This window comes from Nostocoides japonicum T1-X7 (assembly GCF_001046855.1).
GTDB lineage: Bacteria > Actinomycetota > Actinomycetes > Actinomycetales > Dermatophilaceae > Nostocoides > Nostocoides japonicum.
This window is the reverse complement of sequence record NZ_HF570958.1, coordinates 2340538-2351152: the sequence shown is the minus strand read 5'-3', so window position 1 is coordinate 2351152 and position 10615 is coordinate 2340538. Positions and strand designations below refer to the sequence as shown.

The following is a 10615-nucleotide window of genomic DNA, read 5'->3' as shown; positions in this document are numbered from 1 at the left end:
CCCCCCCCCCGCGCCCCCCCAAAACCCCCCCCCAGCCTGGACGGCCGGGTCGCCGCCGCGGACGGGTCGAGCCGCTGGATCACCGGCCCGCGAGCCCGCGCCGACGCCCACCGCCTGCGGGCCCGCAGCGGGGCCGTCGTCGTCGGCACCGGAACCGTCCTCACGGACGACCCGCACCTCACCGTGCGGAGCGTGGACGGCACCCTCGCCGGACGACAGCCGGCCCGGGTCGTCGTCGGCCGGCGGCTGCCGCCCCTCGGCGCCCGGGTCCTCGACGACGCGGCACCGACCCTCCACCTGCGGACCCACGACCCCCGGGCCGTCCTCGACCGGCTCTGCGCCGACGGCGTGCATCGCGTCCTCCTCGAGGGCGGCCCGACGCTGACCGCCGCGTTCCTGCGCGCCGGCCTCGTCGACGAGGTCGTCGCCTACGTCGCGCCCGTCCTCCTCGGTGCCGGGCGGTCGGCCGTCGCCGACCTCGGCATCGCCTCGATCGACGCGGCCCTCCGGCTGGAGCCCGTCGACGTCACCGCGCTCGGGCCGGACGTCCGCGTCACCGCCCGCCCCGTCACACCCCCGCTGCGAGAGGAGCACCCCTGATGTTCACCGGGATCGTCGAGGAGCTCGGTCGAGTGGTCGCCGTGGAGCACGGCGCCGACTCGGGCCGGCTCACCCTGAGGGGACCGACCGTCACCGCCGACGCCGTGCCCGGCGCGTCGATCGCCGTCAACGGCACGTGCCTCACCGTCGTCGCGGTAGCAGGCGACGCCTTCACCGTCGACGTCATGGCCGAGACGCTGCGCCGCACGACGCTCGGGGTGCTCGCCCCGGGCGACCCGGTGAACCTCGAGCGGGCGATGCGCGCCGACGGCCGGTTCGGCGGTCACGTCGTCCAGGGCCACGTCGACGGCACGGCCACGGTCCTCGAGCGGGTCCCCGGCGACCGCTGGGAGGTGGTCCGCTTCACCCTCCCCGAGGAGCTGGGCCCCTACGTCGTGGAGAAGGGCTCGATCACCGTCGACGGCACGAGCCTGACCGTCGCCTCCGTCGACGCCGAGGAGTTCACCGTCTCCCTCATCCCCACGACCCTCGCGCTGACGACGCTCGGGTCCCGGCAGGTCGGCGAACAGGTCAACCTCGAGGTCGACGTCCTCGCGAAGTACGTCGAGCGGCTGCTCGCGGCCCGGCCCGAGTCGACGGGAGCCCCCCGATGAGCCACGCCGACGGCCTCCCCGCAGCCCTCGCCGCGCTCCGGGCCGGGCGCCCCGTCCTCGTGACCGACGACGAGGACCGGGAGAACGAGGGCGACGTCATCCTCGCCGCCGCGACCCTCACGACGGAGTGGACGGCCTGGACGGTCCGCCACACCTCGGGCTACCTGTGCGCCCCGATGACCGACGAGCTCGCGGACCGGCTCGACCTGCCGCTCATGGTGACGACGCCCGAGGACCCGCTGCGGACGGCATACACCGTCACGGTCGACGCCCGGCACGGGGTGACGACGGGGATCAGCGCCGCCGACCGGACGACGACGTGCCGGCTCCTCGCCGACCCAGGCGCCTCGGCGGCGGATCTCGTCCGACCGGGTCACGTGCTCCCCCTGCGGGCCAGGCCCGGTGGGGTCCTCGAACGCAAGGGCCACACCGAGGCGGCCGTCGACCTGTGCCGGCTCGCCGGACTGCCACCCGTCGGCGTCATCGGGGAGCTCGTCCGCGACGACGGGTCGATGATGCGCCGACCGGACGTCCTCGCCCTCGCCGACGCCCACGACCTGCCGGTCCTCACGATCGCCGAGCTCATCGCCCATCGCGAGCGCCACGACCGCGTGGAGCACGTCGTGAGCACCCGGCTGCCCACCGCCTACGGGGTCTTCGGGCTCGAGGGGTACCGCGACCGGCTCACCGGTGCCGAGCACCTGGCCCTCGTCAGCCCCCACGGGCTCGGGAGCACGCCGCTCGTGCGGGTCCACTCGGAGTGCCTCACCGGCGACGCCCTCGGGTCACTCCGGTGCGACTGCGGGCCCCAGCTCGAGGCGGCGCTCGGCCACCTCGGCCGGGAGCCCGGCTGCGTCGTCTACCTCCGCGGGCACGAAGGGCGGGGCGTGGGGCTCCTCGACAAGCTTCGCGCGTATGCCGCGCAGGACCGCGGCGCGGACACCGTCGACGCCCAGGTCGAGCTCGGCCTGCCCGTCGACGCCCGGGAGTACGGTGCGGCGGCGGCCGTCCTCCACGACCTCGGCGCGACCTCGGTCCGGCTCCTCACGAATAACCCGGCCAAGGCCGCCGGCCTCGCCGCGGGCGGGATCGACGTGCGCGACGTCCTGCCGCTGCGGACGGCGCCGACGGCCGCCAACGCGCGGTACCTCGCGACCAAGCGCGACCGGATGGGCCACCTCATCGGGCGCGTCGAGACCCCCGTGAGCAGGACCACGCCGACGCGGGAGCACATCGCATGAGCGGACACGGAGCCCCGACCCTTGCGGTCGACGGGGCGGGCCTGAAGGTGGCCGTCGTCGCCTCCTCCTGGCACGACACGGTCATGGACGGGCTGCTCGCCGGAGCCGCGCGCGGCCTGGCCGACGCCGGTGTGACGGACGTGACGACGGTGCGCGTGCCCGGCACCTTCGAGCTGCCCGTCGCCGCTGCCCGCCTCGCCCCGGATCATGACGCCGTCGTCGCCCTCGGCGTCGTGATCCGCGGTGGGACACCGCATTTCGAGTACGTGTGCCAGGCGGCGACCGTCGGCCTCACCGAGGTCGCCGTCCGGAGCGGCACGCCCGTCGGCTTCGGCGTCCTCACGTGCGACACGGAGGAGCAGGCTCTCGACAGAGCCGGCCTCCCGCACTCCGCGGAGGACAAGGGGCACGAGGCGGCCACCGCCGCCGTCGCGACGGTCGTCGCGCTCTCCACCCACCATGACACCCCTCACCCCGACAGCAAGGACGAGCAGCACTGATGGACCTCTTCCGCTGGCTCTACGAATCCAGCATCACGATCGGCGACTACCAGCTGAGCTGGCTCGAGCTCGTCGGTGTCTTCTTCGGCCTCGCGTCCGCGATCCTCGGCATGTACCGGAAGATGTGGACGTGGCCGGTCGGCATCGTCGGCAACGTCCTCCTCTTCTTCGTCTACATCACCGTGACGTTCGACAGCGCCGACCACCGGGCGCCGCTGTTCGGGCAGTCCGGCCGGCAGATCTTCTTCATCATCACGAGCGTCTACGGCTGGTGGCGCTGGCGTCAGGTCCAACGCCTCAACGACCGCGACGCGTCCGCCCCGGTCATCGTGCCGCGGTGGGCCCGCGCGCGCGAGCGGGTCGTCCTCGCCGTCGTCATGGTGATCGGCGTCGCCCTCGTCCAGTGGCTCTTCGCGACGATCGGCGCCGGCTGGCCCGCGCCCCGCTGGTACTACTGGTGCGACGCGTGGATCTTCATGGGCTCCATGCTCGCGACGTATGCCATGGCGCGCGGCTGGAACGAGTTCTGGCTCATCTGGATCGGCGTCGACCTCGTCGGGGTGCCGCTGCTGCTCCACTCGGGGTACCTGCCGACGGCCGTCCTCTACCTGTTCTACGCCGGCTTCGTCATCTACGGCTTCGTCGTCTGGCTCCGGGCGAGCCGGTCGGAGGCGCCCGAGATCGAGCCGGAGGACGCGTCCGCATACGCTTGACGCCCGTGAAGACCTTCGACGCCCTCTACGCGGAGCTCGTCGACCGGGCGGCGACCCGCCCGGCCGGCTCGGGCACCGTCGCCGCCCTCGACGCCGGCGTCCACGCGATCGGCAAGAAGATCGTCGAGGAGGCGGCGGAGGTGTGGATGGCGGCCGAGCACGAGGGCCGCGAGCGGACGGCCGAGGAGATCAGCCAGCTCCTCTACCACCTCCAGGTCCTCATGGTCGCCTGCGACCTCACCCCCGCCGACATCTACACCCACCTCTGACGGAACGACTCCATGCTGCGCATCGCCGTCCCCAACAAGGGCTCCCTCTCCGAGCCCGCCGCCGAGATGCTCCGGGAGGCGGGCTACCGCGTCCGGCGCGACCCGAAGGAGCTCGTCGTCACCGATCCCGACGGCGACGTCGAGCTGTTCTACCTCCGTCCGCGCGACATCGCGGTCTACGTCGGGTCGGGGACGGTCGACGCCGGGATCACCGGGCGCGACCTGCTCCTCGACTCCGGGTCGCCGGCCGTCGAGGTCATGACGCTCGGCTTCGGCGCCTCGACGTTCCGGTATGCCGCGCGCGCCGGGACGATCACCACCGTCCGCCAGCTCGAGGGGCTGCGGGTCGCGACGTCCTACCCTGGGCTCGTCGAGAAGCACCTCGCCGACCTCGGGGTGTCCGCTCGGGTCGTCCGGCTCGACGGGGCGGTGGAGACCTCGATCAGCCTCGGTGTCGCCGACGCCATCGCCGACGTCGTCGAGACGGGGACGACGCTGCGGCAGCAGGGGCTGGAGATCTTCGGGGACCCGATCCTGCGCAGCGAGGCGGTCCTCGTGCGGCGCGAGGACAGCGCCGACGTGGCCGGGTTCGCGGTCCTGCGACGCCGGCTCACCGGCGTCATCACGGCACGGCACTACGTCATGCTCGACTACGACGTGCCGGCCGACCTCGTCGAGGACGCGTGCCGGCTCACGCCGGGGCTCGAGTCGCCGACGGTCGCCCCGCTCGCCAACGGCACGTGGTGCGCCGTCCGGGCCATGGTGCCGCGCGCGCGGACCAACGCGATCATGGACGAGCTGTGGGACCTCGGCGCGCGGGCCATCCTCGTGACGGACATCGCGGCCTGTCGGCTGTGACGGTCTGCCGGTCGTGACGTCGTGACCCAGTCTCCCTCCGATCCGCATCTCGCCTTCGCCGTCTTCCGCCCCAGGCGCGGCCGCATCGTCGCGATCACCTTCGCCGTCCTCGTCCTGGCCGCCTTCACCCTCGTCGCGATCGTCGCGCCGGGCGCCGAGTGGAAGCCGTTCGACCGCGCCCTCGTCATCGCCTTCGGGCTCGCGATCGCGTGGTTCCTCCTGCGTTTCGCGATGATCCGCGCCGTGCCGACCCGCGAGTCCCTCGTCGTCCGCAACCTGCTGACCTCGCGCACCCTCGAGTGGAGCGAGATCGTGTCGGTCGAGTTCGCCGGGGCCGACCCGTGGGTCTCCCTCGACCTCGCCGACACCGACGAGCTGGCCGTCATGGCGATCCAGCGGGCCGACGGTCCACGGGCCCGGAAGGAGGCCGCCCGCCTCGCCGCCCTCGTCACGGCTCTCGGGGAAGCGGGCGACCGCTGACCCGCAGCCTCAGGGCCCGTCCACCTCGTCGTCGGGCGGCGGGACGAGGTCGAAGGCCTCGGCATACGTGAGGCCGGTCAGCATGAGCAGGTCGGCGACCATGGAGCGGATCTGGGCGCGGACGACGTTCGTGTTGAGCGACGTCGTCGTCGGTCCGTGGCCGGTCCGCTCGGCGATGGCCACGAGCTCGGACCGGACCCCCGTCGGGACGCCGCGCTCGTGGAGGACCCGCGCCATGTCGTCGGTGACCGCCGCGAGCTCGTCGAGGCGTGCGAGGTCGGCATCGCTCACCCGGTCGCCGCGCCGGACGATGACGGCCGCGCGCCGGACGAGGACGCGCAGGTTGCGGACGCAGCGGTCCAGCGGCGCGAGGAGGTCGGTGACCAGCTGCACGCCGGGCAGGTGACGGCGGCGCAGGAGGGAGAGCCGGACGACGGCGAGCCCCTCGTCCACGGCCTCGCGCAGCCCGGACAGCGCGGACTCCGAGTCGCGGGCGCGCTCGAGGGTCGCCTCGAGGAGGTCGCCGTCGAGGGAGCGCAGCCCGATGGCGGTCTGGCGCAGGACGTCGCCGACCTCCTGGACGGCTCGGGCCGCCTGCACGCGGGGTCGGCGCACCGGACCGGTCGGGAGGACGAGGGTGATGATGATCGCGACGGCGCCACCGACGACGGCGTCGAGCCACCGGGAGAAGACGTAGGCGGGTCCGGCGACGAGGATGACGACGACGAGCGACTGGACCCCGGCCTGGGTCGTCATGAGCAGCCCGGCCCCGAGGAACGTCGCGATGGCCATGGACACCATGCAGACCGCCATCAGCTGCCACAGGCCGCTGCCGAAGAAGTGGACGACGGTGTCGCCGAGGAAGACGCCGACGGCGACCCCGATGACGACCTCGTAGACCCGTCGGAGCCGGTGCCCGTAGGACATGCCGAGGCTCACGGCGGCCGTGATCGGCGCGAAGAACGGCAGCGGGTGGTGGAGCACGTGCTTGGCGAACAGCCACGCGATGCCGGCGCCGACGCCGATCTGGAGGATGAACGGCGCCCGCGTCCGGAGCCTGGCCCATCGCGTCCGCAGCGAGGTCCGCGAGCGGTCGAAGGCGCGCGGCCCGAGATCCTCCCCGAACCGGCGCCAGTCCTCGACCCGGCCGCTCACCTCTCGATCATCCCAAGTCCGCGCGGGTCCAGCCCGTCGTGTCGAGGACGACGTCGGCGCGGTCCCGGATCCGGTCCCGGGCGAGGAGCCGCTCCTCACCGGCCGCCCACCGGTCCCACTCGCGGGCGAAGACCTCCCCGTCCCGGCGCAGTGCGCGGTCCTTGCGCACCGCGTCGTCGGCCTCGAGCCAGACGACGACGTCCGCGTGGTCGCCGGCGGGCAGGGCCGCGGCACCCACGCCCTCGACGACGAGCCGCTCCGTGGACGGCACGGGCCGGAGCGCGCCCGGCCGGTCGTGGACCCAGTCCCACCCCCGGTATGCCGCGCGCTCGCCCCGCGAGAGCGGCTCGAGGACGTCCCCGGCCAGGGTCCGGACGGCCGCCTCGAGCCCGTCCCAGCCGGGGTAGATGTCGTCGAGGTGGAGCACCGGCGCGTCGAGACACGCCCCCAGGGCCTCGGCATACGTCGTCTTGCCCGTCCCACTCCGGCCGTCGACGGCGACGACGAGCGGGCCGCCCGCCCGAGGCTCGCGCTCCCCGGCGAGCGCGGCGACGCGGGCGACGGCCTCCGTCAGCTGGTCGGGCTGCACGGGGCACCACCGTACGCGGGTAGGTTCGGCCCCATGAGCGTGGCCGTCCGGGTGATCCCCTGTCTCGACGTCGACGCCGGCCGGGTCGTCAAGGGCGTCAACTTCGAGAACCTCCGCGACGCCGGCGACCCCGTCGAGCTCGCCGCGGCCTACGGGCGCCAGGGGGCCGACGAGCTGACCTTCCTCGACGTGACGGCGAGCAGCGGCGGCCGGGAGACGATGTACGACGTCGTGAGCCGCACGGCCGAGGAGGTCTTCATCCCGCTCACCGTCGGCGGGGGAGTGCGCACCGTCGACGACGTCGACCGGCTGCTGCGCGCCGGGGCGGACAAGGTCGGCATCAACACCGGCGCCATCGCCCGGCCCGAGGTGATCGCCGAGATCGCCGACCGGTTCGGGGCCCAGGTGCTCGTCCTCTCGGCGGATGTGCGGCGGGCCGAGGACGGCCACTTCGAGGTGACGACCCACGGCGGCCGGCGTTCGGCGGGCCTCGAGGCCGTCGCGTGGTGCGCCCGGGCGGCCGAGCTCGGCGCGGGGGAGATCCTGCTCAACTCGATGGACGCCGACGGGACCCGGCAGGGGTTCGACCTCGAGCTCATCCGGGCGGTCCGCGGGGCCGTCGCCATCCCCGTCGTCGCGAGCGGTGGTGCGGGGGCGGCCGAGGACTTCCCGCCCGCGGTCGAGGCGGGTGCCGACGCGGTCCTCGCGGCGAGCATCTTCCACTTCGGGGACGTGTCGATCGCCGAGGTCAAGGCGGCGCTCGTGGCGGCCGGTCACCCCGTCCGCTGACCCGCGCTCCCTCAGCGGGAGGCCGTGAACGCGGCGACGGCGTCGTCGGGCCCGTCGATCTCCACGCGGGCCACCCGCTCCCGGCCGCTCGCATAGAGGACCAGCTCGGGAACCGGCGCGACGAGCGTCACCGCGCCGCGGGCCGTCGGCTTCTTCGCGACGACGTCCCGGTGCCCCGGCCAGCGGAGGGCGACGCCGACGGGCGACCGGTGGAAGGTCAGGCCTGCCGTCCGCCGGAGCATCGTGGCGAGCCCGTCGACGAGCGCCTGCTCGTAGGCCGGCCGGGGGTCCATGCCGTTCGCCCGCCGGATGTCCTCGTGGTGGATGAACATCTCGCCGAGGTTCATCGCCTCGTCGACCGGTCCGAACCGCGCGGGGGACCACACCGGCGGGCCGGACCGCACGGCCGCGACGAGCGTCTCGAACGGCCAGGCGGCGATCTGCGCCTGACCCGCCGCCGTCCGGTCCCCGAGGAGCGGGACGACGACGCCGACGGCGAGGTCCGGGCGGGCCTCCCGGAGGTGGAGGTGGGCGAGGAGGGACGCGACGTCCCACGGCTCGCAGAGGGTGGGCGCGGTCGGGCCGAGCTCGACGGCCGTGTCGCACAGGGCGTGCCGCTCGACGCGGGATGGTCTGGTCACGGGGCCATCCTCCCGCACGGGCACAATGGAGGTATGCCGTCCCTCGACCCCGCCATCGCCGCGCGCCTCAAGCGCGACCCCGACGGGCTCGTCGCCGCGATCGTCCAGCAGCACGACACGCGTGAGGTCCTCATGCTCGGCTGGATGGACGACGAGGCGCTGCGCCGCACCCTCACCGACGGCCGGGTGACCTTCTGGTCCCGCAGCCGGCAGGAGTACTGGCGCAAGGGCGACACGTCGGGCCACGTCCAGTGGGTGCGGTCGGTGGCGCTCGACTGCGACGGGGACACGCTCCTCGTCCGGGTCGAGCAGGTCGGAGCGGCCTGCCACACCGGCGACCGGACGTGCTTCGACGCAGGAGACCTCGGTGCGCAGGTCCTCGCCGGCAGCGCCCGAGGCGGCAGCCGGTGAACGCAGCAGACCTCGGGTACGGCCGGACCTGGCCGGACCTGCCGCAGTTCCAGGTGCTCGCTCGCGACCGTCGGGTCATCCCCGTCGTCCGCCGGCTCATGGCGGACGCCGAGACCCCCGTCGGGGTCTATCGCAAGCTCGCCGCCGACGCTCCCGGCACGTTCCTCCTCGAGTCCGCCGAGCACGGCGGCATGTGGTCGCGCTACTCCATCGTCGGTGCCGCGAGCCGGGCGACGCTCACCGAGCGCGCCGGCGAGGCCGTCTGGCTCGGCGACCCGCCCGTCGGCGTGCCGCTCGGCGGAGACCCGCTCGACGCCGTCCGCGACACCCTCGCCGCCCTGACGACCGAGCCGATCCCCGGACTTCCGCCGCTCACCGGCGGCCTCGTCGGCGCCATCACCTACGACGCCGTCCGGCACTGGGAGAAGGTGCCCTCGACGGCCCCGGATGTCCTCGGCCTGCCCGTCGTGTCGCTCATGCTCGCGACCGACCTCGCCGTCCTCGACCACAGCGACGGCTCGGTCCTCCTCGTCGCCAACGCCGTCAACTACGACGCGACGGACGCCCGCGTCGACGAGGCGTGGTCGGACGCGGTGCGGCGGCTCGACACGATGACCGAGGCGCTGCGCCGGCCGGCCGAGTCGACGGTCGCCGCGATCGACACGGCCGTGCGGGACGCCGCGCTCGAGGAGGTGACGAGCAACATGCCGCAGGAGCGGTACCTCGACATCGTCGAGTCCGCGAAGGAGGACATCCGGGCCGGCGAGGTCTTCCAGGTCGTCCTCTCCCAGCGGTTCAGCATCGACTGCCCCGTCGACGCCCTCGACGTCTACCGCGCGCTCCGCGCCGCGAACCCGAGCCCGTACATGTACCTCCTGCGGCTCCCGCACCCCGACGGGTCGACCTTCGACGTCGTCGGGTCCTCGCCGGAGGCGCTCGTGCGGGTCGAGGGACGCCAGGCGGTCACCCATCCGATCGCCGGCTCCCGGCCGCGGGGCAAGACGCCCGACGACGACGTGCGGCTCGGCGAGGAGCTGCTCGCCGACCCCAAGGAGCGCTCCGAGCACGTCATGCTCGTCGACCTCGGGCGCAACGACCTCCAGCGCGTCTGCCGGCCGGGCACCGTCGACGTCGTCGAGTTCATGCGCCTGCGGCACTACAGCCACGTCATCCACCTCGAGTCGACGGTCGTGGGGGACCTGCGGCCGGAGGCCACGGCATACGACGCCCTCGTGGCGACCTTCCCCGCGGGGACCCTCTCCGGGGCGCCCAAGCCGCGGGCGATGACTCTCATCGAGCAGTACGAGCCGAGCCGCCGGGGCGTCTACGGCGGGGTCGTCGGCTACCTCGACTTCCACGGGAACATGGACATGGCCATCGCGATCCGCACGGGTGTCGTCAAGGACTGCGTCGCCCACGTGCAGGCGGGCGCGGGCATCGTCGCCGACTCCGTGCCGCACCTGGAGCACGAGGAATGCTGCAACAAGGCGGCGGCGGTCCTGCGCGCCGTCGCCGCGGCCCGGGGGCTGGTCGCACCGTGAGGCGGCGATGAGCCGCCTCGCCCGGCCGGTCCCGGTCCTCCTCCTCGTCGCGGTGGGGACGCTCGTCCTCGTCGCGAGCGGCTCCCGCGCCTGGGTCACGGGGCGGACCCGCGACGCGGTCCTCGGCGTGAGCCATGTGTCGGCGACCGGGACGGCGTCGGTCCCGGGACTCGTCGGGCTCGCGCTCGTGGCGCTCGCCGCCGCGGTGGCGGCC

The 10615-nt window shown here is 74.1% G+C and carries 14 protein-coding genes and 1 pseudogene; 12 read left to right on the top strand and 3 right to left on the bottom strand.

The annotated features are described in order from the left end of the window. The 8 genes from BN12_RS10490 to BN12_RS10455 all read left to right on the top strand — a co-directional run. On the top strand, positions 1 to 600 hold a 600-nt coding region (locus BN12_RS10490; protein WP_162233076.1), incomplete at its 5' end, for a RibD family protein. Further along, the gene (locus BN12_RS10485) at positions 600 to 1214 is read left to right on the top strand and encodes a riboflavin synthase (RefSeq protein ID WP_048552285.1); all 615 of its coding nucleotides are present in this window, start codon (positions 600 to 602) and stop codon (positions 1212 to 1214) included. The genes BN12_RS10490 and BN12_RS10485, both read left to right, overlap by 1 nt. Continuing rightward, positions 1211 to 2455: a 3,4-dihydroxy-2-butanone-4-phosphate synthase gene (gene ribB / locus BN12_RS10480; protein ID WP_048552283.1), complete on the top strand. Its 1245-nt coding sequence runs from the start codon at positions 1211 to 1213 to the stop codon at positions 2453 to 2455. Before BN12_RS10485 ends, ribB begins: the two co-directional genes overlap by 4 nt. Further along, positions 2452 to 2955, top strand: a complete 504-nt coding sequence (gene ribH, locus BN12_RS10475; RefSeq protein WP_048552279.1) for a 6,7-dimethyl-8-ribityllumazine synthase — start codon at positions 2452 to 2454, stop codon at positions 2953 to 2955. The genes ribB and ribH overlap by 4 nt, the downstream gene beginning before the upstream one ends. Then, positions 2955 to 3668 carry a nicotinamide riboside transporter PnuC gene (gene pnuC, locus BN12_RS10470; RefSeq protein ID WP_048552277.1) on the top strand — a complete coding sequence of 238 codons (714 nt, stop codon included), beginning with the start codon at positions 2955 to 2957 and terminating at the stop codon, positions 3666 to 3668. The genes ribH and pnuC overlap by 1 nt, the downstream gene beginning before the upstream one ends. A 5-nt stretch (positions 3669 to 3673) precedes the next feature. Beyond that, positions 3674 to 3937, top strand: a complete 264-nt coding sequence (locus BN12_RS10465) for a phosphoribosyl-ATP diphosphatase (RefSeq protein WP_048552276.1) — start codon at positions 3674 to 3676, stop codon at positions 3935 to 3937. Positions 3938 to 3949: 12 nt separating this feature from the next. Beyond that, complete coding sequence (gene hisG / locus BN12_RS10460) at positions 3950 to 4795, top strand: ATP phosphoribosyltransferase (RefSeq protein ID WP_048552274.1); 846 nt, start codon at positions 3950 to 3952, stop codon at positions 4793 to 4795. A gap of 21 nt (positions 4796 to 4816) precedes the next feature. Then, positions 4817 to 5275, top strand: coding sequence for a PH domain-containing protein (locus tag BN12_RS10455; protein ID WP_048552273.1), 459 nt, complete (start codon positions 4817 to 4819; stop codon positions 5273 to 5275). Between the two features lie 9 nt (positions 5276 to 5284). Here the strand turns inward: BN12_RS10455 and BN12_RS10450 are convergent, their stop codons facing one another. Further along, a complete protein-coding gene (locus tag BN12_RS10450; RefSeq protein WP_048552271.1) occupies positions 5285 to 6430 on the bottom strand; it encodes an FUSC family protein in 1146 nt (381 codons plus the stop codon). Positions 6431 to 6437: 7 nt separating this feature from the next. Continuing rightward, positions 6438 to 7019, bottom strand: a complete 582-nt coding sequence (locus tag BN12_RS10445; RefSeq protein WP_048552269.1) for a nucleoside/nucleotide kinase family protein — start codon at positions 7017 to 7019, stop codon at positions 6438 to 6440. Between the two features lie 33 nt (positions 7020 to 7052). On the opposite strand from BN12_RS10445, the gene hisF reads away from it, so the two are divergent. Next, positions 7053 to 7808 (top strand): imidazole glycerol phosphate synthase subunit HisF, encoded by a 756-nt coding sequence (gene hisF, locus BN12_RS10440; protein WP_048552267.1) that lies wholly within the window; start codon positions 7053 to 7055, stop codon positions 7806 to 7808. Positions 7809 to 7819: 11 nt separating this feature from the next. Here the strand turns inward: hisF and BN12_RS10435 are convergent, their stop codons facing one another. Continuing rightward, a complete protein-coding gene (locus tag BN12_RS10435; protein WP_157635443.1) occupies positions 7820 to 8449 on the bottom strand; it encodes a TIGR03085 family metal-binding protein in 630 nt (209 codons plus the stop codon). Between the two features lie 33 nt (positions 8450 to 8482). Between BN12_RS10435 and hisI the strand changes: the two genes are divergently transcribed. The 3 genes and pseudogenes from hisI to BN12_RS25115 form a co-directional block, all read left to right on the top strand. Beyond that, complete coding sequence (gene hisI / locus BN12_RS10430; RefSeq protein WP_048552265.1) at positions 8483 to 8860, top strand: phosphoribosyl-AMP cyclohydrolase; 378 nt, start codon at positions 8483 to 8485, stop codon at positions 8858 to 8860. Next, positions 8857 to 10401 (top strand): anthranilate synthase component I, encoded by a 1545-nt coding sequence (locus tag BN12_RS10425; RefSeq protein WP_048552263.1) that lies wholly within the window; start codon positions 8857 to 8859, stop codon positions 10399 to 10401. The genes hisI and BN12_RS10425 overlap by 4 nt, the downstream gene beginning before the upstream one ends. Positions 10402 to 10408: 7 nt before the next feature. Next, positions 10409 to 10615 (top strand): annotated as a pseudogene (locus BN12_RS25115) (Trp biosynthesis-associated membrane protein); the annotation flags it as partial.